This is a genomic window from Actinopolyspora lacussalsi (assembly GCA_030803735.1).
Classification (GTDB): Bacteria; Actinomycetota; Actinomycetes; order Mycobacteriales; family Pseudonocardiaceae; genus Actinopolyspora; species Actinopolyspora lacussalsi.
The window spans coordinates 1,874,878-1,900,090 of sequence record JAURUC010000001.1; the positions used below are offsets into that span (position 1 = coordinate 1,874,878).

A 25,213-nucleotide genomic window follows, 5' to 3' on the forward strand; every position below is an offset into this window, starting at 1 on the left:
GGCAGCGCGCGGTCCTGGACAGCCCAACCGGACCAGCATACCGGCCGACCGTGAGCCGGTCACTTGACGCGTCCCAGATAACGCCCGTCGCGCGGGTCCACCCTGATCTTCTCGCCCGACTCGATGAACAGCGGGACCTGCACGGTCGCGCCGGTCTCGAGTTCGGCGGGCTTGTTGCCACCGGTGGAACGGTCCCCCTGCACACCGGGGTCAGTGTGGGCGATGGTCAGCTCCACCGAGGCGGGCAGCTCGACGTAGAGCGGCTCGCCCTCGTGGCGGGCCAGGGTGACGGTGCTGTTCTCCAGCATGTAACCGGCCGAGTCGCCCACGGTCTCGGGCGAGACGCTGACCTGGTCGTAGGTGTGGGGATCCATGAACACGTAGTCGACGCCGTCGTTGTAGAGATAGGTCATCTCGCTGCGGTCGACGTTGGCGGTCTCGACTTTGATCCCGGCGTTGAAGGTCTTGTCCACGACCTTGCCGGAGAGCACATTCTTGAGGGTGGTGCGCACGAAGGCACCGCCCTTGCCCGGCTTCACGTGCTGGAAACTCGTGACGGTCCACAGCTGCCCGTCGATGTTGAGCACGATTCCGTTTTTCAGGTCGTTCGTGGTGGCCACGGTCGGAGTCTCTCCTGTGCTAAGGCTACAGATGTTCGCCGATTCGAGCTGGCGCGCGACCGAGAAGCGGGATCGAGCGCACGTTGTCACACCTAGAGAATGACGAGCTCCTTCGTCGTCAAGGTGAGCAACTCCGGCGTGTCCGCACGCGCGACCAGCGTGTCCTCGATGCGGACGCCGCCCCGCCCAGGCAGATACACACCGGGCTCGGCGGTGACCGCCATTCCGGCCTCGATGGTACCCGCTCCGCGTTGGGACAACGCCGGTGCCTCGTGGATCTCCAGTCCCACACCGTGCCCCAGACCGTGCGAGAACCGCTCCCCGTAACCGGCCTCGGTGATGACGTCACGGGCAGCCGTGTCGGCGTCGGCCACCTCGGTTCCGAGGCGGATGGCATCCCGTCCGGCTGCCTGCGCCGTCGCGACGAGCTCGTAGATCTCGCGCTGCCAGTCGGCGGGTCGGCCCAGCACGACCGTGCGGGTCATGTCGGAGTGGTAGCCGTCCACGAGCGCGCCGAAGTCCATCTTGACGAAGTCACCCGGGGCGAGTTCGGCATCGGTGGGGCGGTGGTGCGGCACGGCCGAGTTCTCCCCGGTCGCCACGATCGTCTCGAAGGAGGGGCCTGCAGCACCGTGGTCGAGCATCCGGCTCTCCAGCTCGCGCGCCACGGCGAGCTCGGTACGGCCCGGACGCAGCCCACCGTGCTCGATCAGCCCGGCCAACGCGCGATCGGCCGCCGCGCACGCCATGCGCAGCGCCTCGATCTCGCTCTCGTCCTTGATCAGGCGCAGCGTTTCCACCAGGCCGGGGGCGCGGACCAGCTCCACCCCGGGGGCGGTGCGGCTCAGCTCGTCCAGCCCGTCCACCGTGACGTGCTGGCTCTCGAAGCCCACCCGCCGGTAGGTCGCGCTCCGCGATTCGGCGCGTCGGGCCAGCTCGGCGACGCTGGCCCGGTCGATGAGGTGTTCCAGCTCGGGGACCTGTGCGGCGGCCTGCGTCTCGTAGCGACCGTCGGTGCAGAACACCGTGCGGGTCTCGTCGGCCGCGGTATCGGCCGCGTGCACCAGCAGGGACGCGTTGGAGCCGGTGAAGCCGGTGAGGTACCTGATGTTGAGCAGGTCGCTCACCAGCATCGCGTCCACCTCGCGGTCACGCAGGTGGCCCCGAAGGGATTCACGGCGATGTACGTGCGATTCGGGCATGCGGGCAGCTTAGTTCCCGGGCGGGAACCGCCGCCCGGGCATGTGGGGGTGCGGGCTGTGCCGCGAGTCCACCACTCCGCGTGTGCGCTGCCTCGCATCGGTGGCGTGTGCGTCGGAGCCGGTGACGAAAAATCCTCCCGGCTCCGGCGAGGGAGCGGGAGGACGTTTCCGCGTTCGAGGGCCGAACGGCCGGATGGTCAGCCGAACTCGCCGTCCTTCACACCGGCGACGAACGCCTGCCACTCGACCGGCGTGTAGTAGTGCGCGGGCCCGCTGCGGTCCTTGGTGTCACGCAGCCAGCGACCACCGTCGGCGGCCACGGCCACCTCGACGCAGCCTTGGTGATCATTGCTGTAACTGCTCTTGCGGAACTCGGCGTCCGGGGGGAAGTCGAGTGGGGATCGCGTCACTTGTGCACCTCCTGTGCTGCTCGGCGCAACATCGCCTGCGAGTCTTCCTGGTTCGCGGCCTGCACCCGGAGGCGGGTCATAGCCCGCTCGTACAGTGCGACCTCGTCGGGCTTTTCGTAGTAACGGCCTTCGACGAGCCCTTCCAGATAGACGATTCCAGGGTCTCCAGTCATCTCGCCGGGAAACTTCAGGATCTGGAAACCACCGGACTGAGCCAGATGCGCTCCCGCGTTCAAGGGGAGTATCTGCAGATCGATGCGAGGGCGCTCACCGAGTTTGATCAGATGATCGAGTTGTTCGGCCATCACCTCGGTGTTGCCACGAGGACGATGGAGTACCGACTCATCGATGATAGCCCACAACCGAACCGGTTCCTCGGTGCGATCCAGGATGTTTTGACGTCCGAGTCGAAGTTCGACACGTTGCTGGACCTGCTCGTCGGTGAGTTCGGGATCGGCACGGATCACGGCTTCGGCATAGGCGGGTGTCTGCAGCAGGCCAGGGACAACGTAGGCGTCGAAGCTGAATACCTCGGTGGCTCCCGCTTCCAGCCCCAAGAACAGGTCGAACCATGACGGTACCGCGCCACTGAGTTTGTCCCACCAGTTCTTGCCTTTGCGAGCCGCTTCGACGATCCGCAAGAAGTCCGGAAGCCGATCGGGCTTGCCGTAGAAGTCGAGCAGGATCTCCAGCACGGGTTTGGAAGGGAGCCGTTCTGCCGTCTCGAGGTGTCCCACCTGGGCGCACGACAGCCCGAGCCGCTGCATGACCTCGGAGCGTTCCTTGCCCGCTTCTTCACGAAGTTGGCGCAGGTTGAGGCCGATCCAGCGTCTGAGTAGTGCGGGGCTCGAAGTGGCAACCACGTGATGATCTCCTTCGCCTGTTGGTCAAGGTCCCGCCCTCGGCATACAGCTCATGGTCGGCTTCCAAGAAGAAGATCACCCGAACGGGGGCATGCACAACTCTTGGATCTGTAGCAGCTACATTGTAGCTTTTTTATGTAGCCGCTACAGAGTAGCGAATACAGAGAATGTGGCCGAGAAGATCGCCATGAGTGGAACCCCGGTACTTCTCCGGCCGCCGATGGCGGCGATCCCGACGTTTCCCCCGACAGCGCCGGGCTCGCCGCCGCACTGCCCGGCAACGGAAAGTCAGAGATGATCGACGACGAATCGCCACCACTGCTGTGGACACGACCTAGTCCGAGGCCGTGGACGGTCCCCTGTCTGATCACGACGAGCTCGTTCACGATCTCCGTGGCGGGGATTCCGGGAGCAGCGGCCTCGGTGTCCGTACTGGACCGCGACTACGGGCTGAGCGCTCACTGGAAACCGATCGGGGTGTTCGCCGAGACGCCGTACGCGTTCGTCGCGCTCGGACTTTTCGTGCACGTGGCGTGGTTCGCGTCGCGGAAGCACGTCGCGACACACACGCCCACTGCGTGTGGTCTCTGGTTCGACCAGCGTGCTCGGCCGCTGCTCTCCCAGCCGAAATCCCACGACACGAACGGCCCCTGCGCGGACTGCTTGACGGCCTGGGGAGACCACTATGGCCAGTGATAACCCCCTGTGGTCCGGCCCGACGAACACGGAGTCAGCGGGGGATCCCACCCGCACCGTAAGAGTGTGGATCGACCACACCGGAACGGTGCACGAACGACATACGCGAGATACCGGCCGCACGCTGTGCGGACTCAACGCCGGTCCCGACCACGACATCGAGCGCGGCCCTCGGATCTGTGCCACATGCGTGGGAATCCACCTCGACGCCGAGGCATCCGGCGCGAACACCGGGTGAGCGGCCGAGAGCCGGTGGTCCGGGCGCGGCTTCCCTCCCCCCGCGCTCGGACCACCTCCCCCTGTTCCCATCCCGGAAAGGAGTCGTCATGACCGCTGCCGAAGTGCCACGAACGGACTTGGAAGTCCCACTGCTGTCGTTGCGGCACGCCGGTCGTCCCGAGCGCCCGGCCCACGTACCCCCGAACCTGGACAACGACGAGCTCCGGGCGTTGATCACAGCGGCGCATCCCGAGCTGGAGCAGATCCACCGACCACACCCCACGCACGGTGAGACCGTGCACGGTTATCGAGATCGTCGAACAGGGGACTGGGTCATCGTGTTCGAACGTGCCGAGAAGCGATCCACGCTCAAGGAGTACGGCGGTCCGCTGTGGGACCGCATCGTCGCGCTCGTGAGCAGGTGGCAGGCCACCAGCCGTTCCACGAGTCACCACTCGCGGCAGGGCTGAACGATGTGCACAGCGAACATCGTGGTCGCCGTCCGCGGCAATCACCGGGAGCTCGCGGGCCTGTTGCGGCACATCGCCGTCCAGGATTTCACCGGGCGGATCGAGGTGATCCTGGTGGACAACCACCGTCGCCGCAGAATCTCACCGTCGGTGCTGGTCGAGGCGGGACTGGCCGGAACCGTGGTCCACGAGCCCCGCCCCGGGCTGAGCCGGGCCCGCAACACCGGGGTGGAGCACGTTACCGGGGAATTCGTGCTGTTCACCGATCCGGACTCGCGTCCTCATCCGGGCTGGGCCAGTGGTCTGGTTCGAACTCTCATCGAGACGGGTGCCCATTGCGCGGGTGGCCGAGTCGTCCCCCGCTTCGTGGGTTTTTCCGAACCACCCGCGCTCGAACCGGGCCTCGCGCAGTTCTTCGTCCCACCCGACTGGCCGAGCGAGCCGTGCGAGCTGCGCCCGCCGTTCTGGCTGCTCGGATGCAACCTGGCCACCCGCTCCACCCCGACTCCGGTGTTCGACGAGCAGCTCGGTGTCCGCCCGTGGCGACATCTGTCCTGCGAGGACCTGGAGCTGACCGTCCGCACCGAGCACGCCGGACTCGGAGTGGTCGTGGCCCCGAACGCGATCGCGCACCGAGCCATCCACGCCGCCGACGTGCGTCTCCCTCGGCTGCTGGCGCGTGGCTTCTGGCACGGCGTATCGGCCGCACGACTGCGCCGCAGCCACCCGGAGGCAGTGATCTACGACAGCGTGCGGCTGTCCGATGTGCTCGGCGCGGTCCCGCGCGAGCACTGGCGCACCGTGGCAACGCATCTGGCCCGCATCACCGGCTGGCGACTGGAAACGCTCCGGCCAACGCGACGGGTATCAGCCGGCAAGGACGAGGGGGTGAAGAGCCGATGAGCGCCCCACCGTGGCCACTGTCGACCAGCGCGGCAAGCAGCGACCCGACCGTGGCGGTGTTGCTGGATACGGCCGGGTTTCTGCGCACCCTGCCGCTGACCGGCGCGGCCGCGCGCACGGCACGGTTGAACGCGTGGCTGCACCAGCAAGGCGCGGAGACGACCCTGCTGTTGTGCGATCTGAACCCGGCCTCGCGGCCGAGCGGGGCGTGGCCGCTACCGGTGCGCTACCTGCCCTATGCCAGCGTCTACGAACACACCGACCGGCTGCGGCTGCACCTGGCCGAGCTGGCACCGGACGTGCTGGTGCTGTCCAACACCCAGCTGACCGTGCGCTACGGCCGCGAGCTGGCCGAGGAGGCCGGGGCAGCGCTGGTCTACGAGATGCACGACGACGAGCCCGCCTTGCTGCGTTCGATCGGCGATGCGGGGCAGGACACCGCGGCGGTGCTGCAAACCGCCGCCGTGGCCGCCGCCGACGGAGTGATCACGTTCACCGACCGCGATACCCCGACCGCGCGAAGACTCGGCGCCACCACGGTGCACGTAGTGCCCTGCGGAGTCGACCCCGGGCCTGCCCCGAGACCGCAGTCGAGTGCCGAGTCGCGGGTGGTGTTCGTCGGCAACGGCTACTACGAGCCGAACCGCCGTGCGATGCGGTGGTTGCACGAGGTGCTCGCACCGAGCCTGCCGCCCGGGACGGTGATCGAGGTGATCGGCCGCTATCCCGCTTCGCTGCGGGAATTCGCTGACCGTGTGCGGCTGCGCGGCCCGGTGCGCGACCTGCGTTCGGCGTTGGACAGCGCGACCGTGGCCGTCGCTCCGCTGGAGACCGGCGGGGGCATGAAACTCAAAGTCCTCGACTATTGCGCCGCCGGGCTGCCCGTGGTCGGCACGGCCGAGGCGTTCGTCGGGTTCGCCGAGACCGAGCAGTGGGCAGTCGAGGCCGACCTGGCCGAGCTGCCCGGACACGTGACCGCGCTGCTGGGCGACGAGGTGCGCCGCCACCGTCTGGGCAGACGCGCACGGCACCTGGTCGAACAGCGCTACTCCTGGTCGGCCCAGGCGCGGGCCGCACACGCGGCCTACAGCGCCATCCTCGAGCAGCACCGCGCCGGCACACGCGGCAGCGTTCCCGACCCCGAGACGCGAGCCTTGGCTACCGAGCCACCGTACTGGCTGCGGGAATGGCGCGGCCACACCACTCCTCGCACGCATGCTTCCGAGTAAGGATCCGACATGGACGACGACACCACCAACAGCGACGAGGACGTCAGCAGCGAGCTCGCCGAAGCCATCGACTGTGCACGCCTCGCCGCCACCGCGGCCGTAGGCACGACATTCGCCTCCCACGCCCTGGTCGGCTACGGCGGACGCTCCGCGATCTTCCTGGCCGAGCACGCGGTGTTGAAGGTCTACACCCACCGGGGGCAGGAACGGTGCCACCGTGAGGCCGCCGGGCTGCGCGCGGCCGCCCACGCTCCCGAACTACGCGTGCCCGAGGTGCTGGCCCACGACGAACAGGCCGGACAGCTGCCCTGGCTGGCAACCACCCGATTGAACGGCACCCAACCGTCTCCGCACGAGGCGACCACGACGCTCGGCCAAGTCGCCGCCCAGCTGCACAGCCTGCCCGGTGAGCTCCTCGCGGCAATGCCCGAACACCGCCGACGACTGCGTGAGCTGCCGGACGGCACCAGCCCCACCCACCGGGCCGGGGCACAGCTCGACACCGCACTGGCCGAGGCGACACCGGCGGCCGAGACGCGCTGCACCCGCGAGCGCGGATTCGTGCACGGGGACTTCTCCCGCCGCAACATCCTGCTCACCGACGGCGAGCACCCCGGCGTCATCGACTTCGAGGGCTCCGGCATCGGCTGCCGCTACGAGGACCTCGGCACGCTGGTGCTGCACGAGAGCCTGCTCGGCACGCACGACCGGCGCGTGCTGCTGGCCGCCTACGACACCGAGCGCCGCCGCTGGATCCCCACCGCCGCCCCGGTCAGCGGTGACCACCTCGCCTACCACCTAGCCCTGCGCGCCCGCTGGATCCTGCAATGGGCCATCGACCTCGACCCCGAACTCGCCGAACAGGTCACCGCCCTGGTCCCGTGGCTGCTGGCGGGCCTGCACGACACCGGACAGGTGCTGTGACGTGCTGATCCTCGACGGAATGCCCGGGGCGGGCAAAACCACGCTCCTCGGAACACTGCTCACCCAGTGGCAGGCCGTGGTCTTTCCCGAAGCCCGCCCACCGGCCGAGGGCGATGACGAGACCGTGCTGCGGCACCTGTTGGCCGAGGACCACGCGCGCACCACCGAGACCGCCCGGCTGCACACGCACAGTCCGGAGCGGGTGATCGCCTCCGACCGCTGCCACCTCGGCGTGCTGGCCTACCGCTACGCCCTGGCCCGACTCACCGGCCAGTGGCACGACTTCCATCTCGCATTGACCCGCAGCCGCGAGCTCGCCCTCGACCAGCGCCACCACGACGACACCGTGCTGATCCTGCACCTGGAACCCGACGAGTCACGACACCGCCGCCGCGACCGAGCCGACGATCCCCGCTATCGCCTCTGGTACGACACGAACTTTCTGACCGCCTACGGCGAGTTCTTCCGCGAGCTCACCCGGTGGATCAGCCCCGGGCCCAGCTGGCAACACCACCAGGTCACCGACACCGACCTGACCGCCACCGTGGCCACCCTGTTGCCCGCCTCGACGACCACACCGGCCGTGTCGAACGCCGACCTGGCCTGCGGCGGCGACTGCGGCCGACCGCGCTCGACGAGCGTGACCAGCCCGCACGGACGCACACAACTGTTCAGCCGCGCCCTGCACCACCAACCCCACGGTGGGCCCGTGTACTGCCTGACCAGCGCCACCGAGATCACCGACCATGTAGAAAGGAACCTCGATGGAGGACGACACCGCGACCGCACGCACCCTCCTGGCGACCTTGGCCAACGACCCTGACCCACACACCCCGACAGCCTGGAGCGCCCCCGCCCGACAGACCGCCACAGCGATCCGCGAACACCTCATCGACGCCACCCAGCACAGGCACACCACGGTGACCTTCACCGAACTACACCGCTGGCGCCGCGACCTCGACACCACCCTGGACCACCTCGCCACCACCGACCCCGCTCTATGGCAACACTGGCAGTACCCCGGCACGTGGCTGGACTCCCTGCTACGGCTGCGATCCCTGATCGCCCACGTACTCGCCAAGGCGTACTGGAACGAGGCCGACCAGGTCGCCTACGCCGACATGGACGTGCCCCGCTACCTCTGGGGAGCCCGATGACACCACCAGAACAATCCACCTCGGACCCCTACACCCGCACCGCCAACGAGCTGCTGACCCTGCTCGGCGGGGCCGAAAACATCATCACAATGACCCACTGCGTCACCCGCCTACGCATCACCCTGGCCGACCACCAGGCCGTCGACGGCACCGCGTTACGCGACCACCCCGCCGTTCTCGGACGCCTCGACGACGGCGAAACCCTCCACCTTCTCGTCGGTCCGGCCGCAGTCGAACCACTCACACTCGCCTGCGTCACGCTCCTCACCGGATGCAAGGACCGCTGGGGCGACGAACGACGCTGACGGAGACTTCCCACTGAAACCGGGCCGACCGAACCTCTACCGGTCAGCCGTTCCCCGCTGTCGGTGGAGAAGACGCACAATGTCCTCGGGCCGGAACCCCACCGCGACCCGCTCGCTCACCCGTGGTGGGGTACGCGCGTCCAACCGTTCTCACGTTCCGGCACCGCCCCGCGAGCTACGCGGAAGCCGATGTCGTCGAGCCGGTTGGTCGGGTGGGTCCGGCGGCGCACCGAGGCGCGGCAGCTCCAGTGCTCGTCGAACCAGCCGCCGCCGCGCAGCACCCGGTAGGTGCCGTAGACCTCGGGATCGTAGAAGTCCCAGCACCACTCCCAGACGTTGCCGATCATGTCGTGCACGCCCCACGGGTTCGGCTGTTTGCGGCCCACTTCGTGCACGTGTTCGTCGGAGTTGTCGCGGTACCAGGCGATCTCGTCGAGCGGTCCGTACCGCGGCCCGGTGGTACCCGCGCGGCAGGCATGCTCCCATTCCGCTTCGGTCGGCAGCCGGTAGCCGTCGGCCGTGGTGTCCCATTCGACTGAGTCGTCCTGCTCGTGCAGGCGGTAGGCGGGCTCGATCCCCCGCAGCCGGGACAGCGCGTTGCAGCAGCGGACGGCATCCCACCAGGAAACACTTTCGACGGGGAGCTGATCACCTCGTACCGCGCTGGGCCGCAGTCCGGTGACCTCGGCATAGCGGGCCTGGGTGATCGGGGTCGCGGCGAGGCGGTAAGGGGCCAGATCGACCGACCAGCTTCGCCGCGTCCGGCGATCCGTGAGCACCGCCCGCCCCGCCGGCAGGTCGATCAGCTCGATCTCGGTACCGACAGTCACGGGCGCTCGTTTCGACGAGTACGTTCGTTCGAAGGTGTCACCCCGCCCGGCAATCGCCGTTCCCGCCCCGGTGGGAACGAGCACGGCGATTGGTGAAATCCGATGTGGCGTGGGCGACTGCTGGAGACTACCGGCTCCCGGTACTGGGACGGCAAACCGTTTTCCACCACGCGATCACCCACGCGAATCGCTTCGAGGGCGGCTCCTACCCCGCCAACCGCTCCCCGCTGTCGGCGGAGAAGACGTGCACCTCGTCGGCGCGGAATCCCACGGTGACCCGCTCCCCCACCTTCGGCGGGGTGCGCGCGTCCAGCCGCACGATGAGTCGTTCCGAATCCCCGGCACCCTCGCCGTCGTCGACCACGCCGTGACACAGCGCCTCGGCGCCGAGCTCCTCCACCAGCTCCACGGTCATCGGGATTCCCTCACTGCCCAGGTGCAGCGATTCGGGGCGCATCCCGAGCAGCACCGTCCCGGCTCCCTCCTCGGCGGCGGCACGCAGCGCCTCCCGCGACAGCGGCACCGTGGTACCGCCGAGTTCGGCGCCGTCCTCGCGCAGCACCGCCCGGGGCAGGTTCATGGCGGGAGATCCGGTGAACCCGGCCACGAACGAGTTAACCGGGTGGTCGTAGAGCGCACGCGGGGTGTCGCACTGCTGCAGCACGCCCTCGTGCAGCACCGCGACCCGATCGCCCATCGTCATCGCCTCCACCTGGTCGTGGGTGACGTAGACGGTGGTGACTCCCAGTCTGCGCTGCAACGCCGCTATCTGGGCACGCGTGGCGGAGCGGAGCTTGGCGTCGAGATTGGACAGTGGCTCGTCCATGAGGAAGACCTGCGGCTGGCGCACGATGGCCCGTCCCATCGCGACGCGCTGTCGCTGACCGCCGGACAGCGCCTTGGGTTTGCGGTCGAGGAACTCCTCGATGTCGAGCAGCCGGGCGGCATCGGTGACCCGCTCCCTGATCTCGGGCTTGCTCATTCCCGCGATCTTCAACGCGAAGCCCATGTTGTCGGCCACCGACATGTGGGGGTAGAGCGCGTAGTTCTGGAAGACCATCGCGATGTCGCGGTCCCGGGGTGCCAGTCGGGTGACCTCACGCGAGCCGATGTGGATACCGCCCCGATCGACGTCCTCCAACCCGGCCAGCATGCGCAAACTGGTCGACTTGCCGCAGCCGGACGGGCCGACCAGCACCAGGAACTCGCCGTCGGCGATGTCGAGGTCGAGAGCGTTGACCGCCGGGGTGTCGGCTCCGGGGTAGTGCCGCGTCGCGTCGTCGTAGGTGATCGTGGCCATCTCGCACACTCCTCTGCGGGGAGAGTCCGCCCGGTGCTCGGAGGTTCCACCACCTACGGCCCCCGGGCGGTGAATTTCAACCGTGGACGTCCGGGTGCATCCGGTGCAGCGCCGAACGATGTGTCCGTCTGATTCGTGCGCCGTCCGACGCCTCGGAAACCGGCAGTTCCACTTCGGTGTCGACCGCCCATTCCGGCGGTCGGTCGGTGCCCGCCAGCGTCCAGGCGGCCTGCCGCGCCGCGCCGATGGCGACGTACTCGGCGGGGGCCGGGACGGTGACCGGCACGTCGAATACGCGCGGCGCCGCGCGGCGCACGGCCTCGGAACGGGCGGCACCGCCGATGAGCAGCACGCGGCGCACCGGAACGTGCTGTTCCCGCAGCGCGTCCAGCCCGTCGGCCAGGCCGCACAGCATCCCTTCCACCGCTGCGCGGGCCAGGTTCTCGGGCGTCATGTTGTCCCTGCGGAGCCCGTGCAGCGTCCCGGTGGCGTCCGGCAGGTTCGGGGTACGTTCACCGTCCAGATAGGGCAGCAGCGTCAGCCCGCCCGCGCCGGGCTCGGCCGCGCAGGCGAGCCGGTCGAAGCCCGCGCTGTCGGTGTCGAGCAGGTCCGCTGTGGCGGTCAGGACCCGGGCCGCGTTGAGCGTGCACACCAGCGGCAGGAATCTGCCGGTGGCGTCGGCGAACCCGGCGACCGTGCCCTCCGGATCGCTGGTGGCCGTTTCCGAGCAGGCGAACACGGTGCCGCTGGTTCCCAGCGAGACCACCACGTCACCGGGGGTGATGCCGAGGCCGAGCGCAGCGGCCATGTTGTCGCCGGTGCCCGCCGAGACGAGCCTGCCGGACGGTGTGGTCCCGGCCGCCTCCCCCGGGGCGAGCACGCGCGGGGTGTTCGGCGAACGTCCGCCGAAGGCGCGGGCGAGCAGGTCGTGGCGGTAGCGTTCCTCGCGCGGGGACCAGTAGCCGGTGCCGGAGGCGTCACCGCGATCGGTGACGTACTCCCCTCCGGTGAGCTTGGCCGTGAGCCAGTCGTGCGGCAGCAGCACGTCGCTGACCCGATCGGCCAGTAGCGGCTCGTGCTCGGCCATCCAGCGGAGTTTGGTGACCGTCAGGCTCGCCACGGGCATGGTTCCGGTCAGCTCGGCCGTAGCGGCGGCACCCCCGTACTCGGTGATGAGCTGCTCGGCCGCCTCAGCCGAACGGGTGTCGTTCCAGAGCAGCGCGGGACGCACCACCTCCCCGGCGGAGTCGAGCGCGACCATGCCGTGCTGCTGGGCACCGACGCCGAGGGCCGTCACGCCGTCCAGCAGGCCGTCGGTGGCGTCGCACAGGGCGTCCCACCAGACCGCCGGGTCGATCTCGGTCCCGCCGTGGTGCTCGGCGGTGCCGGTACGCAGGACCTTGCCGCTCGCCGCGTCGCAGACCACCACCTTGGTGGACTGGGTGGAGGAGTCGATTCCGGCGACCAGCTCGCCGGAATCGAACGTGGGTTCGTAATCGTCGTTGTTCATCGACTGCCATCCTGCGACTGATGCGTCGAGTTCGGAAGGATCTGGAGTTTGCGACCGGTCCCGGCGCGGAACTTGCGGACCGCGTCCTCGTAGGAGTCCAGCGGGAAGGCGTCGCTGATCATGGTGTCCGCGTCGACCGCGCCGCTGCCCATGAGCTCCACGGCGCGTGAGTAGCTGTGCAGCACGGCCATGCTTCCCACGATGGTGATCTCGTCGTTGTAGACCCGGAAGGGGGAGAACGAGGCGGTGGCCTCGCCCGGGGCGACTCCGAACTGCTGGAAGGTGCCGCCGGGGCGAACCCTGCTCAGCCCGTCCTCGATCGCGGCGATGACGCCGGTGCAGTCGATCACGACCTCCCAGCCGTGGCGGTGGCTCAACGAGTCGGCCGTGGTCGCCGTAGCGTCGGCACCGAGCTGTTCGGCTACCTTGAGGCGCTCCTCGTTGAGGTCGACGACCGAGACCGAGGTGGCGCCGCCCCTGCGGGCGAGCTGGGCCATCAGCAGACCCATCGTTCCAGCGCCGTAGATCAGGTAGTGCTCACCGAGCTTGCGGGGCAACCGGTCGAAACCGCGCACGGCGCAGGAGAGCGGTTCGATGAGCGCGGCCTGCGCCGTAGTCACCCCTTCCGGCAACCGGTGGCAGTTCGCGACGGGAGCCACCGCGTACTCGGCGCAGGCACCGTCGCGGGTGTTGCCGATGGCGTTCCAGTCCTCGCACAGGTTGCCGTGCCCCAGCGAGCAGTAGTGGCAGCTGCCGCAGAACAGCGAGGGGTCCACCGCCACCGCGTCGCCGACCCGCAGCGACGTCACCCCGTGCCCGAGGGCGGCCACCCTGCCGGCGAACTCGTGACCGGGCACGATCGGGTAAGGAGCCGGTGCGAAGTCGCCGTCGACGATGTGGATGTCGGTGCCGCAGATACCGCAGGCATCGACCTCGACGACGACCTCGCCGGGGCCGGGCTCGGGATCGGGCACCGTGGTGACCGACAGTTTTCCGGGTGTTTCGATAACCGCTGCGCGCACTGGAGTGCCTCGTTTCTCAATCTCGGACGGTCTCTCCGGGGAACTCCGCGGCCGGATCGGCGGGCGTGACCCGCACTTCCGTACCGAATTCCCGGATGGCCGCTATTTCTTCTTCCGGGGTGGCCTCATCGGTGACCACCAGGTCGAATGCCGCGACGGTGCCGTGGGAGTAGGTGGCCGTCTTGCCGAACTTCGAGTGGTCGACGAGCAGCACACGGCGTTCGGCCGCCGCGCACATGGCTTCCTTGATCTCGGCGAAATCCTGCATCGGGTGGAACAGCCGCCCGTCGGTGATCGCGGTCGCCGACATGACGGCCAGGTCGGCACGCAGCCGGGAGAGCCCGCGCAACACGTCCGGCCCGGTGCAGGAGTCGAACTCGCCCCGGAACCTTCCTCCCAGCAACAGCACTTCGCGTTCGGCTCCCGACAGGGTCCGCGCCACTCCGAACGAGTTGGTCACCACCGTGAGGCTCTCGACCGCGGTGAGCCTGCGGGCGCAGGGGAAAAGTGTGCTGGAGTCGTCCAGGATGACGGTGGTGTTCGGGCGTACCTCGTCGACGGCCACCGCCGCCAGGGCCTCCTTCTCCGCGACGTGCAGCCCGACACGGAACCTGGTCGCCGTCTCCATCGTCAGCGACGGGAAGGACTCCACCCGGCCCCGCAACTTGTGCAGCAGGTGCCTCGCGGCCAGATCGTCGAGATCGCGGTGCATCGTCATGAGACTGACACCGAAGTGCTCGGCCAGCTCGTCGATGCGTGCCCTGCCGCGGTCGACGACGAACCGCAGTACCTCCTGCCTACGTTGCTCGACTGCTGCCTCGGACGGGCGGGCCGCGGCCATCTCCCCTCCCTTCGCTTCGCTGATTTCGGGGTGACCGGCCCGGTTTGCCCGGCCGGTCCAGTGGCGGAACCTCTCGCACGGCTCTCGCTGCGGAGAGACCCGACATCGGGTAGCGACGGCCCGGTCGAATCCCGGGTTCGTCTCGTCGGGAAACGACCGTGCGGGTACGCGGGACATGTCCCGAACGTCATTCCTGGGGGCGGACGACCGACTTGACCGCCGTCTCGTCGCGTGCGGACGCGGTGAGCGCCTCCGGAACCCGGTCCAGCCCGAACCGGTGGGTGACCAGTCTGTCGAGCTCGACCGCACCGGAAGCGGCGAGTGCTATGGCGGTGGGCCAAGTGTTGGCGTAGCGGAAGGTGCCGGTCAGCTCGATCTCCCGGGTCTGCACGTGCGCCAGCGGGATCGGCAGTTCGTCACCGCCGAGTCCGACGAACACGCCGCGCCCCGCGCGGGCGAGCGTGCCGACCGCCTCGGCACCGGCCTTGGGATTGCCGGAGCACTCCAGCAGCACGTCCGGCTCGTAGCCACTGCCGGCCAGCCCGCTCGCACGGACGTCGATCGTCTCGGCCGAGGCCAGTTCGGCGGCCATCCGCAGCCTGCGCTCGGACACATCGGTGGTCACGATCTCGGTGGCGCCGAAAGCCCGTGCGGTCTGCGCGGCGAGCAGTCCGATCGGCCCCGCTCCGGTCACCAGCACCCGGCTGCCGGGTGAGACCCCTGCCTTGCGGCACGCCCACACCGCCACCGAGAGCGGTTCGACGAGTGCGGCGGCCTCGTCGGACATCTCCTCGGGCACCGAGTAGGCGAACTGCTCGTGCAACGTGACGTACTCGCAGAACGCGCCGTCGATGGGTGGAGTGGCGAAGAACCGCACGTCGGGACACAGGTTGTAGCGCCCCGACCTGCACTCGTGGCAGCTGCCGCAGGGAACGCCCGGTTCCAGCGACACCCGGGTTCCAGGAGCGTGCCCGGTCACCTCGGCCCCGCGGGCGACGACCGTGCCGGACGCCTCGTGCCCGAGGACCAGGGGCTCGCGGACCACGAACCCACCGACCCGACCGTGTTCGTAGTAGTGGGTGTCGGAACCGCACGTGCCCACAGCGGAGACCCGTACCAGCACCTCGTGCGGGCCGGGTTCCGGCACGGGGCGGTCCTCGACGGCGATGTCGCCGACCGCACGCAGCACGGAAGCGCGCATCGATGTCGGAAGTTCGTTCATTCTCCGGTCACTGCTCCCAGTGTCAGGCCGGTGACCAACCACCGGCGAACTGCCAGTCCCGCCAGCATCATCGGCACCACGACGAACGTGCCGATGGCGCACAGCTGTCCCCAGTCGATACCGGACTGCGTGACCAGCTGGCTGGCGGCTATCGGTAACGTCTGTGAGTGCGGACCGCTGAACACCAGGGCGAACGCGTAGTCGTTCCAGGCGAACACCAGGCAGAGCACGAAAGTCGTCACCAGCCCGGACTTGGTCAACGGCAGCACCACGTACCGGAAAGCCTGCCAGTTGGTGCACCCCTCCACTCGGGCCGACTCCTCCAGCGCTTGCGGAACATCGGCGAAGAAGGCGTTCAGCAGCCAGATGGCGAAGGGCAGGTTGAAGGTCAGGTAGGCCAGTATCAGTCCCGGGACGGTGTCGATCAGCCCGACCTGGCGGAACATCAGGAACAGCGGAAGCACCACCGCGGCGATGGGCGCCATCCTGGTCGAGATGATCCAGAACGACAGGTGCCTCTTGCCCCGCATCCCGCTGCGCGCGAGCCCGTAACCGGCCAACGCTCCCAGGATCACGGAGAGCACCGCGGAGCCCCCTGCGGCGGCGACGCTGTGCCACAGGTAGGGCAGCAGTTCGTTGCCACCGGTGAACAGTCCGGTGTAGTGCCGCAGGGTCGGGTCGAACAGCCACTGTGGATCGGCGGAGTTGATGGCCTCGCTCGGCTTGAACGAGGACAACAACATCCACACCAGCGGGACGAGGGTCCACAGCAGCGCCAGGGCCAGCGCGACACCGATCACGACCCTGGTTCCGGTGCCGGTTCGTTCCAGCGGGCTCAGTCGTGAACCGCGGGTGCCCGCGGGGCCGCCCCGGTTGTCGTCCGTTCCCCCGCCGGGGGCCGATGCGGCGCGGGAGTCCGCGGTGTCGACCACGCTCATCGGGCGAGCCCCTTCCTGTCCAACATGCGTACGAACGTTCGGGCGATCACGATGGAGGCCAGCAGCATGGCGAGCCCGATGACGGCGGCGTAGCCGAAGTCGAAGAACCGGAAGGCCGTCTCGTACAGCCGCACCGGGACTATCTTCGTGGCGTTGGCGGGACCACCGTTGGTGGTGACCCAGATGATGTCGAAGTAGCGGATCGCGTCCATCGCCCTGATCAACAGGGCCACCAGCAGCACGTTGGAGATCGAGGGCAGCACGATGTGACGCAGCGTCTGCCACCGTCCGGCCCCGTCGAGCGCCGCCGCCTCCCGCAGCGGAAGCGGCACCGAGGTGAGTCCCGCGAGCGTGATCAACGCGATCAGCGGTGTCCACTCCCAGACGTCCATGGCAACCACGGCCGCGAACGCGGAGAAGGTTCCGCCGAGCACGTCCCCGCCGTAACCGAGCTGTTCCAGCACCCAGCTGTACAGACCGATCGTCGGGTCGACGAGGAACCTGCCGAGCAGACCGACGAGCACCGGGGCGACGAACATGGGCAGCAGCAACATGCTCAGCACCAGGTTCCGGCCACGGATCAGGCGCCACACGCACAGCGCGAGCAGCACCCCGAGCACCATCTCCAGTCCCAGGGTCAGCACGAAGTACAGCCCGGTTCGCAGCCAGAACCAGCCCATGTCGGGGTCGGTGAAGAACCGCGCCCAGTTGCTCAGTCCGGCGAAGTCCAGGCTCAGTCCGCCGAGCAGATGAACCTCGGAGAAGCTCATCACGACGATGGTGACGAACGGCAGCACCGTCAGCGCGGCGAGCAGCGCGATCCCGGGGGCCATCATGCGCCCGGTGAATCCGATTCGGCGCCGTGGCGGTGCGGGCTCGGCCGAGTGGGTCTTCGTCGTGGATGATTCGGTGTCGGTGGTCATCGCGCTGCCACCCACCCTCTGGAGACGATCCGGTCCACCTGCTCGGTCGTGTCGCGCATGGCTTGGGCCGAGGTGGCGTCACCGGCCAGCATCCGGGACAGCTCGGTGTAGATGGCGGTGTCGCACTCGCTCCACATCGGGATCTTCGGCCGCATACCCGAGTACTCCGGTTGCCACGCCCGCCGCACCGCCGGAGCCGTGAGCATGGTGGGCATATCGGTGGGCCGCTGCTGGGCACCGCGTACTTCCGGCAGCTGGTAGATGGAACTCAGGGTGGGGGTGGCCCCACCGACCTCGCCGGTGAGATTGCGCAGCTGGGTCCGCCGGGAGGTCGCCCAGTTCAGGAACAACCAGGCGGCCTTGCGTTCGTTGGGGGCGGTGTTGCCGTTGACGGCGATACCCGCGCCGCCGTACATGTTGGCGGACTTGACCGGACCGCTCGGCAGGGCCGCGTAGCCCACCTTGCCGGGCAGCGCCCGTTCGTTGTCCGCGGCGAACTCGTGCCAGTTCGGGCACATCGCGACCCTGCCCGCGGCGAAGGCGGCGCCCACACCGGTCCAGTCCCAGGTCCGGGAGGCCGGGTCGGCGACCGAGAGCAGGCGCCGGTAGAACTCCGCGGCCTCCAGCGCGGCATCGGAGTCCAGTTGGCAGGGCCCGGGGTCGACGGCGCCGTAGCGCCCGACCCGTTCCCCGTCGGGAAAGTACTGCCCGCCGTGGGCGAACAGCACGTTGGAGAAGTCGCACATCAGCGAGTCGTGCTGTTTGGCCTGGTGTCCGGTGCCGTAGGCGACCTCGTCGACGTTGTCGTTGAACCACTTGGCTATGCGGAAGTACTCCTCCCAGGTCCGTTGCGGTCCGGGGGTGGGATCGAATCCCAGATCGGCTGCCATGCGGTCGTGGTAGGTCTCGAACAGATCCTTTCGGTACTGCCAGATCATCGTGGCGCAGTCGTAGGGCAGCGCCAGGACTCGTTCCCCGTCGCCGAAACGCCCGGAAACGTCCATCTGCAGCGGAACGAACTCGTCGAACCGCGAGGTATCTCCGGGCAGTGACGGATCTCCCGCGGGTTCCCGCAGATCGACCAGCCCCTCGGCGTAGGGCGCGAGCACCTGGTAGGAGTCGGCGTAGAGCACCTGGTACTGCGACTGGCCGGAAGCCAGGTCCAGCGCCACCTTCTGCACGAGGGCGGACAGTTCCAGGGTCACGATGTTGATGTGGATACCGGTCAGCTCGGTGAAGCGCTGCGCGTCGGCGGCGATGGCGCTGGTGGGCGCCGTGTTCTCCGAGACGAAGTTCAGGGTGCATCCGGCGAACTGCCGCCAGGGATCGGCCGTGTCGCGGCGTCGCACGTCCTGTCGAGTGGAACAACCACTCAGCACACCGCCACCGGCTATGGCGGCTCCTCCGGCGAGTGTTCCCGTCAGCAGGCGTCTTCTGCTGACGGCCGCTGGTTTCGGATCGACCATGGGCTCTCCCGCTACTCACCCGTCCGTGTGACTGGAGTCATTCTTAGCAGAGAGAACCCATCTTGTTAACACTTTCTGCGGTATCTATTGGCAGACAGCTCTCCCAGCAGCTCTTGATCACCGGAACGAGGCCCGCACTCCGGCGGCCGTCCCGAGCGGCGGCGAAGGGCCGGGCTGATCGCGACGCCGTGGGTCCGGCCATGGCCCGCCTGCCGAGTCGACGGCGGATACGGGCACAGGTCCCCTGCTGTACCTAAGTGCGGGTTCGGCTAGCAGGAGGAGGGCTGATCGGCCAGCGGGCCGGGTAGCACGCCGGTCACGAGCACCTTCGCGGCCGCACGAGCGGCAGCCACGGCCGAGTCGTCATTCGCGACGGCGTAGCTGATGATGGCACCTTCGTGCAGGCTCAGCAGCTGCGTAGCGAGCGTCTCGAGCTCGTTCCCGTCAGCCGCGCCCGCCTCGGTGAGCAGGTCGCGAAACAGGGCGCGTAACCACGTCTTCTCCGCGACGGCGATTCGCCTGCCGGGATGATCGGCGTCGGACAGCTCGGCGAAGGCGTTGCTGAAGCCGCAGCCTCGGGTACTCGGCGCGAGCCATTCCGGGAGCGCGTCGAACGGCACCAGCACGCGGGCCACCGGCCCAGGGGGCGCGTCGTGGAGGCGAGCGGTGATCGTGTCGCGCCAACGCCGATCCCGGGCGTCCAGATAGGCGGCGACGAGGTTGTCCTTCGAACCGAACCGGTCGTAGAGGGTCCGCTTGGTCACGCCGGATTCGGCGGCGATGGTGTCCACCCCGACGGCGTTGATGCCGCGCCAGTAGAACAGCTCCGAGGCGACGTCGAGGATCCGCCGCGCGCCGGGTGTCAGCGATTGTTCCGAGTGCGTGCCAGTGCTCATCGTCATCCCAATTGACTTCACAGGTCTGTGTACCTATAGTCGTACAGGCAACTTCACAGATCAGTGTAGGAGATACAGCGATGACCTGGTCACTGGACAACGAGTTCGAGACACCGGGCGGAATGATCCGGTGGACGGCCCTGGGAAGCGGGGAGCCGCTCGTACTCGTGCACGGCACCCCGTACTCGTCCTTCCTCTGGCGCGACCTCGCGCCCGCGCTCGCCCGAACGCGGCGGGTCTACGCATTCGACCTGCTCGGCTTCGGCCGGTCCGAGCAACGCGAGGGACAGGACCTCAGCCTGGCCGCGCACGCCCGGAACCTGGCCCGGCTCCTCGATCATTGGGAACTGTCGAACCCCAGTGTCGTGGCGCACGACATCGGTGGCGCGGTCACGTTGCGCAGCATGCTGCTGGAAGGGGCGAGCTTCCGAGACCTCACACTGTTCGACGCCGTGAGCGGTGGCGAATGGGAACGCGGACTGTTCCAGCTCATCCTGGAACACGCCGAGGTGTTCCATCGGCTTCCGGGCTACGCCCACCGGGAGGTGGTCGCCGGTCACATGCGCCACGCCACGAACCTCGGCTACCCGCCCGCGGTCCTCGACGCGTTCCTGGACCCCTGGCGCGGCGAAACCGGACAGGCCGCCTTCTACCGCCAGTACAGCCAGATCAAGCAGGAGCACACGGCGGCCTACGAGCACTTGCTCGGCGAGATCACCATCCCGACGCGCCTGATCTGGGGCACCGAGGACCGCATCCTCCCGCCGCACTACGCGCGGTGGCTGCACGAGCGGATCCCGCACGCCGAGCTGCACTGGGTAGAAGGCGCGGGCCACGTGCTGCAGGAAGACGCACCGGCACAGCTGCTGGCCCATCTCACGTCACCGTTCGGCAGCCCCTCGAACACCGCCGCGACCTCCGAGGAGGAGAGGGCTTGAGCCGACCGTAGCCGCGGGTGTGCCCGCGTTCGACGTGCCGGGGACACAGCCAGTCGAGCGAGCCCCCGGAGTTCCGCTCAGGCCGCGGTGTCGGCCAACCAACGCAGCGCGAGCGCGTAACCGCGCACCCCGAGCCCCACCAGCACACCGGTGGCGATGTCGGAGATGTAGCTGTGTCCCCGGAACGACTCACGATTGTGCACATTGGACAGGTGCACTTCCAGCAACGGCGCGCGCAGCTGGGCGCAGGCGTCCCGCACGGCGATCGAGTAGTGCGTCCAGGCGGCGGCGTTGAGCACGACGGGACGCCGCGAATCGGCGGCCTCGTGCAGCCACCCGACCATTTCGCCCTCGTGGTCGGTCTGGCGCACTTCCGCCTCGATGCCGAGCTCGGCGGCCGTACTCCGGCACAGCTCGACGAGGTCGGCATAGGTGTCGTGACCGTACTTGTCCGGCTCCCGGGTACCGAGTCGTCCCAGATTGGGGCCGTTGAGCACCAGCACGTTCAAAGCAGAACCTCTTGCCCCGACTTGGCGCCGCCCTCGGCGAGCGCGGAGTAGGCCGCCGCCAGCAACGACGGGTCCGGCCCTTCCAGCCTGCCCGGCTTGGCCAAACCGTCCAGCACCACGAAGCGCAGCACTCCAGTGCGGGTCTTCTTGTCGGTGCGCATCAGTTCGAGCAGGTCGTTGAGGGCGTCCTCGTCGTAGGAGACCGGCAGCCCCAGCCGGTCCAGCACGGCACGGTGCCGATCGGCGGTCTCGTCGTCGAGACGGCCCGCCAGTCGCGCCAGCTCGGCGGCGAAGACCAGCCCGATGCTCACGGCCGCACCGTGGCGCCAGCGGTACTGCTCCCGGCGCTCGATGGCGTGACCGAGGGTGTGCCCGTAGTTGAGGATCTCGCGGTGGTGGGATTCGCGCAGGTCGGCACCGACGACAGCGGCCTTGACCCGCACCGCACGCACGACCAGCTCGGCCAGCGCGTCGCCCGCCGGGTCCAGCGCGGTGTCGGTGTCGGTCTCGATGAGCCGCAGGATCTCGGGATCGTCGATGAAACCGCACTTGACGACCTCGGCCATCCCCGCGATCAGCTCGTTGCGGTTCAGTTCATCCAGTGTGGCCAGGTCCGCGAACACCCGGGACGGCTCGTGGAAGACCCCGACGAGGTTCTTGCCCGCATCGGTGTTGATCCCGGCCTTACCACCCACCGCGGCGTCGACCATGCCCAACAGCGTGGTCGGCACGTGCACTACCCGGACACCCCGCATCCAGGTGGCCGCGACGAAGCCCGCCAGATCCGTGACCGCGCCACCACCGATGGAAACGACGACACCGCCGCGGTCCATGCCGATCTTGCCGAACACGTCCCAGCAGAAGCCGGCCACGGCGAAGGTCTTGCCGTCCTCGGCGTCGGGAAGTTCCACCCGGTGGGCGTCCACCCCGGCCTCGCTCAGCTCCTCCCGAATGGTCTCCACCGTCGTGGTGAGCGTGGGTTGGTGCAGCAGCGCGACAACCGAGGCGTCGCCGAGGAACTCGACGAGCTCACCGAGAAGTCCGCGTCCGACCAGCACATCGTAGGGCTTCTCGGCATTGACGGGGATTCGCTCGGGCTCGCTCATCGTGTCCTCTCGCTCTCAACGGGCTCGTCCCGCATTGTCCCGCGAGTCGCCGCACCGCCACGCACAGGGTGGGCGTTCGAAGTAGCGCGACCGGGTACACGGCGTCACCTGACGGCGCTTTGCCAGTCGCGCCACCGCCACAACGACCAGTCGCACCAGGCAGGCGGGAAGCCCATCTCGTTCAGGGAGCGTCCGGTAGGTGGGAGGACTGTGATCAGCAGGTCGATGAGATGGTCGCGCCACCGCTGCCACGTGTTCGCGTCGGCACTCTCGGCAAGGAGGAACAGCACGAGGCACAGCGGGCCGAAGACTCGGGAGAGCTGCGTGGTCGCCCCGGTACGCAGTGGCGCTAAAAGCTCGATCGGCCCCAGATGTTTCGAAGCGATCTGAACGTCCATATTACGGTTCCACAGCCGCGAGTGGTGGGCGCAGACGTTGCGCAGGTAGTTGATCACTTGTAGCCAGTTGGCGAGAGCTGAGCCGTTGCCCGCGCCAGTGGAGTCAACAACGCCGAGGTCGCCCGCGATCTCGTCCCGGTCACGTCTCTTGAGGCCGCTGTAGCGGGTGGAGATCCCGCCGAAATCCAGAACCTCGGTCACGACCCATGTCGGCAGCCAACCGTCATACGTCCGGACACAAGAAAACCAGCCCGTGATCACAAAGATCAGAGGGGCTGGCCATGTTACTGAATATGGTAGCAGAAGATGTCCGTCGACCGCGGCTCCCCGTACTGAACGCCACTACGACCAGGCCATGCCACTGTTTCCGGCCCTACCAGCAGGACATGACCCGGTCATGGAATCGCTGAGATACACCGCGATGCGGAGATGATTCCGATCATCCCACGGTACCCGTCGCGGCTCGGGCCGTACCCGCCGAGGCCGATACTCGTTACCGCAGGCACCTACACCTAGCTGTCGGTGCCGCCGATGCGGAGCAGCAGGTCGTCGACGATCTCGGCCGGGGACGACTCGTCGGTGTCGACCTCCCAGACGGCGATCTCGCGGTAGAGCGGCAGTCGCTCCCGCAACAACGCCTGGAACGTCGCCCTGGGATTCACACCGGTCAGCAACGGCCTGGGAGCGGACAGGCCGGTTCGACGAACTCCCTCGGCCAGGCCCACCGACAGGAACAGCACCGGATGCCCCGCCAGCAGCGACCGGTTCCGCTCGGTCGTCACGGCTCCCCCGCCCAGCGCGAGCACGCCCGAGTGCTCGGCCAGCGCGGCGGTCAGGGCGCGTGTCTCCAGTTCCCGGAAGGCCGGTTCCCCGTCATGGGTGAAGATCTCCGGTATGGTCCTGCCCGCCAGTTCCTCGACGTCCTCATCGGTGTCCCGGAACGGCACCCCGAGGCGTTCGGCGAGCGACCTCCCCACCTCGGTCTTGCCCGCACCGGGTGGTCCGACGATCACCAGTCGCGGACTCATGAGTTCTCCCCCCGGGATTCGGCGCGCTCGTGCAGTGCCGTGAGGTAGCCCCGCACGTTTCGCCGGGTCTCACCGATGGAGTCACCGCCGAACTTCTCGAGCACCGCTTCGGCCAGCACCAGCGCCACCATGGTCTCGGCCACCACCGCCGCGCGGGGCACGGCCGTGATGTCGGACCGCTGGTGCATGGCCTGCGCCTGCTCACCGGTGCGCACGTCGACGGTCGACAGCGCGCGGGGCAGGCTGGAGATCGGTTTCTTGGCGGCCCGCACGATCAACGGTTCCCCGTTGGTGATGCCGCCTTCCAGCCCACCTGCCCGGTTACTGGCACGGTGCACCCAGTTCGGGCCGTGGGCGGGATAGAGCTCGTCGTGGGCGGCGCTGCCCCTGCGGCGCGCGTTGGCGAAGGCCTCACCGATCTCCACGCCCTTGACGGCCTGGATGCTCATCAGCGCCCGCGCCAGTTTGGAGTCGAGCTTGCGGTCCCAGTGGACGTGCGAACCCACCCCGGGCGGCAACCCGTAGGCGACCACCTCGACCACACCGCCCAGCGTGTCACCCTCGGACTTGGCGGCCTCGACCTCGGCCATCATCCGTTCGGTGGCATGATCGCCGAAGGCCCGTACCGGGTTCTCGTCGATGGTGGGCAGGTCGGCGGCCGTGGGCAGCGTCTCGTGCGCTGCGTCCACGTCCCCCAGCGAGACGACGTGGCTGACCAGCTCCACTCCCAGCAGCTGGTGCAGGAAGTGCCGCGCCACGGTTCCCACGGCCACTCGGGCGGCCGTTTCCCTGGCACTGGCGCGCTCCAGCACGGGCCGGGACTCGTCGAAGTCGTACTTCTGCATGCCGGGAAGATCGGCGTGGCCCGGCCGTGGCCGGGTCAGCGGTTCGTTGCGGGCCAACGAGGCGAGCACCTCGGGATCGACCGGATCAGCGGCCATCACCTGCTGCCACTTGGGCCACTCGGTGTTGCCGATCCGCACGGCCACCGGGCTCCCCTGGGTGAGGCCGTGTCGGATGCCACCGATCACTTCCAGCTCGTCGGACTCGAAATTCATCCGAGGGCTACGTCCGAACCCGAGCTTGCGACGCTCGAGCTGGGCGTTGATGTCCTCGGTGGTGACCTCGACGCCGGCCACCATTCCTTCCAAAATCCCCACCAATGCGGGACCGTGTGATTCCCCGGCGGTCATCCAGCGCAGCACGCCCGCGATCCTGCCACGGCGTGCCGCGTTACGGACAGCACGGGGTAAAAAGTACGTCAGGTTCCGAGGATCGCCACCGTCTC

General features: G+C 68.4%; 28 protein-coding genes. 9 read left to right on the forward strand and 19 right to left on the reverse strand.

Annotated features, from left to right (window positions below; translation table 11 throughout):
* Nucleotides 1–59: 59 nt before the first annotated feature.
* The 4 genes from efp to J2S53_RS08190 form a co-directional block, all read right to left on the reverse strand.
* On the reverse strand, nt 60–620 hold the full coding sequence (gene efp, locus J2S53_RS08175) for an elongation factor P (RefSeq protein WP_092927456.1): 561 nt from the start codon (nt 618–620) through the stop codon (nt 60–62).
* Between the two features lie 92 nt (nt 621–712).
* Complete coding sequence (locus J2S53_RS08180) at nt 713–1,822, reverse strand: M24 family metallopeptidase (protein WP_456240487.1); 1,110 nt, start codon at nt 1,820–1,822, stop codon at nt 713–715.
* 197 nt (nt 1,823–2,019) lie between these two features.
* The gene (locus tag J2S53_RS08185) at nt 2,020–2,232 is read right to left on the reverse strand and encodes a DUF397 domain-containing protein (protein ID WP_092927446.1); all 213 of its coding nucleotides are present in this window, start codon (nt 2,230–2,232) and stop codon (nt 2,020–2,022) included.
* The gene (locus J2S53_RS08190) at nt 2,229–3,095 is read right to left on the reverse strand and encodes a helix-turn-helix domain-containing protein (protein ID WP_456240488.1); all 867 of its coding nucleotides are present in this window, start codon (nt 3,093–3,095) and stop codon (nt 2,229–2,231) included. The genes J2S53_RS08185 and J2S53_RS08190 overlap by 4 nt, the downstream gene beginning before the upstream one ends.
* 294 nt (nt 3,096–3,389) lie before the next feature.
* Between J2S53_RS08190 and J2S53_RS08195 the strand changes: the two genes are divergently transcribed.
* From J2S53_RS08195 to J2S53_RS08230, 8 genes are all read left to right on the forward strand, one after another.
* Nucleotides 3,390–3,791 carry a hypothetical protein gene (locus J2S53_RS08195; RefSeq protein ID WP_456240489.1) on the forward strand — a complete coding sequence of 134 codons (402 nt, stop codon included), beginning with the start codon at nt 3,390–3,392 and terminating at the stop codon, nt 3,789–3,791.
* Between the two features lie 326 nt (nt 3,792–4,117).
* Nucleotides 4,118–4,480, forward strand: coding sequence for a hypothetical protein (locus J2S53_RS08200; protein WP_456240490.1), 363 nt, complete (start codon nt 4,118–4,120; stop codon nt 4,478–4,480).
* A gap of 3 nt (nt 4,481–4,483) precedes the next feature.
* Nucleotides 4,484–5,383 carry a glycosyltransferase gene (locus J2S53_RS08205; RefSeq protein ID WP_456240491.1) on the forward strand — a complete coding sequence of 300 codons (900 nt, stop codon included), beginning with the start codon at nt 4,484–4,486 and terminating at the stop codon, nt 5,381–5,383.
* Nucleotides 5,380–6,612, forward strand: coding sequence for a glycosyltransferase (locus J2S53_RS08210; protein ID WP_456240492.1), 1,233 nt, complete (start codon nt 5,380–5,382; stop codon nt 6,610–6,612). The genes J2S53_RS08205 and J2S53_RS08210 overlap by 4 nt, the downstream gene beginning before the upstream one ends.
* A 9-nt stretch (nt 6,613–6,621) precedes the next feature.
* Entirely contained in the window at nt 6,622–7,536 is a 915-nt protein-coding gene (locus J2S53_RS08215) for a phosphotransferase family protein (protein ID WP_456240493.1), read from the forward strand.
* Nucleotide 7,537: 1 nt separating this feature from the next.
* Entirely contained in the window at nt 7,538–8,359 is an 822-nt protein-coding gene (locus tag J2S53_RS08220) for a hypothetical protein (protein ID WP_092927432.1), read from the forward strand.
* Nucleotides 8,301–8,693: a hypothetical protein gene (locus J2S53_RS08225; RefSeq protein WP_165400658.1), complete on the forward strand. Its 393-nt coding sequence runs from the start codon at nt 8,301–8,303 to the stop codon at nt 8,691–8,693. Before J2S53_RS08220 ends, J2S53_RS08225 begins: the two co-directional genes overlap by 59 nt.
* Nucleotides 8,690–8,998 (forward strand): PTS transporter subunit EIIB, encoded by a 309-nt coding sequence (locus J2S53_RS08230; protein ID WP_165400659.1) that lies wholly within the window; start codon nt 8,690–8,692, stop codon nt 8,996–8,998. Before J2S53_RS08225 ends, J2S53_RS08230 begins: the two co-directional genes overlap by 4 nt.
* A gap of 116 nt (nt 8,999–9,114) precedes the next feature.
* Here J2S53_RS08230 and J2S53_RS08235 read toward each other — a convergent pair whose 3' ends face one another.
* The 10 genes from J2S53_RS08235 to J2S53_RS08280 form a co-directional block, all read right to left on the reverse strand.
* A complete protein-coding gene (locus J2S53_RS08235) occupies nt 9,115–9,828 on the reverse strand; it encodes a formylglycine-generating enzyme family protein (RefSeq protein WP_456240494.1) in 714 nt (237 codons plus the stop codon).
* 205 nt (nt 9,829–10,033) lie between these two features.
* On the reverse strand, nt 10,034–11,128 hold the full coding sequence (locus tag J2S53_RS08240; RefSeq protein ID WP_456240495.1) for an ABC transporter ATP-binding protein: 1,095 nt from the start codon (nt 11,126–11,128) through the stop codon (nt 10,034–10,036).
* Nucleotides 11,129–11,204: 76 nt separating this feature from the next.
* Nucleotides 11,205–12,638: a xylulokinase gene (xylB, locus tag J2S53_RS08245; protein ID WP_456240496.1), complete on the reverse strand. Its 1,434-nt coding sequence runs from the start codon at nt 12,636–12,638 to the stop codon at nt 11,205–11,207.
* Entirely contained in the window at nt 12,635–13,660 is a 1,026-nt protein-coding gene (locus J2S53_RS08250) for a zinc-dependent alcohol dehydrogenase family protein (RefSeq protein ID WP_456240497.1), read from the reverse strand. The genes xylB and J2S53_RS08250 overlap by 4 nt, the downstream gene beginning before the upstream one ends.
* A gap of 16 nt (nt 13,661–13,676) precedes the next feature.
* Nucleotides 13,677–14,501, reverse strand: coding sequence for a DeoR/GlpR family DNA-binding transcription regulator (locus J2S53_RS08255; RefSeq protein WP_456240498.1), 825 nt, complete (start codon nt 14,499–14,501; stop codon nt 13,677–13,679).
* Between the two features lie 187 nt (nt 14,502–14,688).
* Nucleotides 14,689–15,723, reverse strand: a complete 1,035-nt coding sequence (locus J2S53_RS08260) for an NAD(P)-dependent alcohol dehydrogenase (RefSeq protein WP_456240499.1) — start codon at nt 15,721–15,723, stop codon at nt 14,689–14,691.
* Nucleotides 15,720–16,661 (reverse strand): carbohydrate ABC transporter permease, encoded by a 942-nt coding sequence (locus J2S53_RS08265; RefSeq protein ID WP_456240500.1) that lies wholly within the window; start codon nt 16,659–16,661, stop codon nt 15,720–15,722. Before J2S53_RS08265 ends, J2S53_RS08260 begins: the two co-directional genes overlap by 4 nt.
* A complete protein-coding gene (locus tag J2S53_RS08270) occupies nt 16,658–17,584 on the reverse strand; it encodes a carbohydrate ABC transporter permease (RefSeq protein ID WP_456240501.1) in 927 nt (308 codons plus the stop codon). Before J2S53_RS08270 ends, J2S53_RS08265 begins: the two co-directional genes overlap by 4 nt.
* A complete protein-coding gene (locus J2S53_RS08275; RefSeq protein ID WP_456240502.1) occupies nt 17,581–19,050 on the reverse strand; it encodes an extracellular solute-binding protein in 1,470 nt (489 codons plus the stop codon). The genes J2S53_RS08270 and J2S53_RS08275 overlap by 4 nt, the downstream gene beginning before the upstream one ends.
* A gap of 269 nt (nt 19,051–19,319) precedes the next feature.
* Complete coding sequence (locus J2S53_RS08280) at nt 19,320–19,952, reverse strand: TetR/AcrR family transcriptional regulator (protein ID WP_456240503.1); 633 nt, start codon at nt 19,950–19,952, stop codon at nt 19,320–19,322.
* 74 nt (nt 19,953–20,026) lie between these two features.
* On the opposite strand from J2S53_RS08280, the gene J2S53_RS08285 reads away from it, so the two are divergent.
* A complete protein-coding gene (locus J2S53_RS08285; RefSeq protein ID WP_456240504.1) occupies nt 20,027–20,884 on the forward strand; it encodes an alpha/beta fold hydrolase in 858 nt (285 codons plus the stop codon).
* A gap of 77 nt (nt 20,885–20,961) precedes the next feature.
* Here the strand turns inward: J2S53_RS08285 and aroQ are convergent, their stop codons facing one another.
* The 5 genes from aroQ to aroC all read right to left on the reverse strand — a co-directional run bounded on the left by aroQ (nt 20,962) and on the right by aroC (nt 25,130).
* Complete coding sequence (aroQ, locus tag J2S53_RS08290; RefSeq protein WP_456240505.1) at nt 20,962–21,393, reverse strand: type II 3-dehydroquinate dehydratase; 432 nt, start codon at nt 21,391–21,393, stop codon at nt 20,962–20,964.
* Entirely contained in the window at nt 21,390–22,499 is a 1,110-nt protein-coding gene (gene aroB, locus J2S53_RS08295) for a 3-dehydroquinate synthase (RefSeq protein ID WP_456240506.1), read from the reverse strand. The genes aroQ and aroB overlap by 4 nt, the downstream gene beginning before the upstream one ends.
* 104 nt (nt 22,500–22,603) lie before the next feature.
* On the reverse strand, nt 22,604–23,158 hold the full coding sequence (locus J2S53_RS08300) for an Abi family protein (RefSeq protein WP_456240507.1): 555 nt from the start codon (nt 23,156–23,158) through the stop codon (nt 22,604–22,606).
* 251 nt (nt 23,159–23,409) lie between these two features.
* Nucleotides 23,410–23,925: a shikimate kinase gene (locus J2S53_RS08305; protein WP_456240508.1), complete on the reverse strand. Its 516-nt coding sequence runs from the start codon at nt 23,923–23,925 to the stop codon at nt 23,410–23,412.
* Nucleotides 23,922–25,130, reverse strand: a complete 1,209-nt coding sequence (gene aroC / locus J2S53_RS08310) for a chorismate synthase (RefSeq protein ID WP_092981415.1) — start codon at nt 25,128–25,130, stop codon at nt 23,922–23,924. The genes J2S53_RS08305 and aroC overlap by 4 nt, the downstream gene beginning before the upstream one ends.
* Nucleotides 25,131–25,213: the final 83 nt, after the last annotated feature.

What these genes read in the sequence shown, in the direction of transcription:
- J2S53_RS08255 (WP_456240498.1), bottom strand. Translation starts at nt 14,501, where the DNA reads ATGGCCGCGGCCCGCCCGTCCGAGGCAGCAGTCGAGCAACGTAGGCAG.
- J2S53_RS08215 (WP_456240493.1), top strand. Translation starts at nt 6,622, where the DNA reads ATGGACGACGACACCACCAACAGCGACGAGGACGTCAGCAGCGAGCTC.
- J2S53_RS08285 (WP_456240504.1), top strand. Translation starts at nt 20,027, where the DNA reads ATGACCTGGTCACTGGACAACGAGTTCGAGACACCGGGCGGAATGATC.
- J2S53_RS08230 (WP_165400659.1), top strand. Translation starts at nt 8,690, where the DNA reads ATGACACCACCAGAACAATCCACCTCGGACCCCTACACCCGCACCGCC.
- J2S53_RS08275 (WP_456240502.1), bottom strand. Translation starts at nt 19,050, where the DNA reads ATGGTCGATCCGAAACCAGCGGCCGTCAGCAGAAGACGCCTGCTGACG.
- xylB (WP_456240496.1), bottom strand. Translation starts at nt 12,638, where the DNA reads ATGAACAACGACGATTACGAACCCACGTTCGATTCCGGCGAGCTGGTC.
- J2S53_RS08180 (WP_456240487.1), bottom strand. Translation starts at nt 1,822, where the DNA reads ATGCCCGAATCGCACGTACATCGCCGTGAATCCCTTCGGGGCCACCTG.
- J2S53_RS08205 (WP_456240491.1), top strand. Translation starts at nt 4,484, where the DNA reads ATGTGCACAGCGAACATCGTGGTCGCCGTCCGCGGCAATCACCGGGAG.
- J2S53_RS08270 (WP_456240501.1), bottom strand. Translation starts at nt 17,584, where the DNA reads ATGACCACCGACACCGAATCATCCACGACGAAGACCCACTCGGCCGAG.
- J2S53_RS08210 (WP_456240492.1), top strand. Translation starts at nt 5,380, where the DNA reads ATGAGCGCCCCACCGTGGCCACTGTCGACCAGCGCGGCAAGCAGCGAC.
- J2S53_RS08240 (WP_456240495.1), bottom strand. Translation starts at nt 11,128, where the DNA reads ATGGCCACGATCACCTACGACGACGCGACGCGGCACTACCCCGGAGCC.
- J2S53_RS08305 (WP_456240508.1), bottom strand. Translation starts at nt 23,925, where the DNA reads ATGAGTCCGCGACTGGTGATCGTCGGACCACCCGGTGCGGGCAAGACC.
- J2S53_RS08225 (WP_165400658.1), top strand. Translation starts at nt 8,301, where the DNA reads ATGGAGGACGACACCGCGACCGCACGCACCCTCCTGGCGACCTTGGCC.
- J2S53_RS08280 (WP_456240503.1), bottom strand. Translation starts at nt 19,952, where the DNA reads ATGACGATGAGCACTGGCACGCACTCGGAACAATCGCTGACACCCGGC.
- J2S53_RS08200 (WP_456240490.1), top strand. Translation starts at nt 4,118, where the DNA reads ATGACCGCTGCCGAAGTGCCACGAACGGACTTGGAAGTCCCACTGCTG.
- J2S53_RS08265 (WP_456240500.1), bottom strand. Translation starts at nt 16,661, where the DNA reads ATGAGCGTGGTCGACACCGCGGACTCCCGCGCCGCATCGGCCCCCGGC.
- J2S53_RS08260 (WP_456240499.1), bottom strand. Translation starts at nt 15,723, where the DNA reads ATGAACGAACTTCCGACATCGATGCGCGCTTCCGTGCTGCGTGCGGTC.
- aroB (WP_456240506.1), bottom strand. Translation starts at nt 22,499, where the DNA reads ATGAGCGAGCCCGAGCGAATCCCCGTCAATGCCGAGAAGCCCTACGAT.
- J2S53_RS08195 (WP_456240489.1), top strand. Translation starts at nt 3,390, where the DNA reads ATGATCGACGACGAATCGCCACCACTGCTGTGGACACGACCTAGTCCG.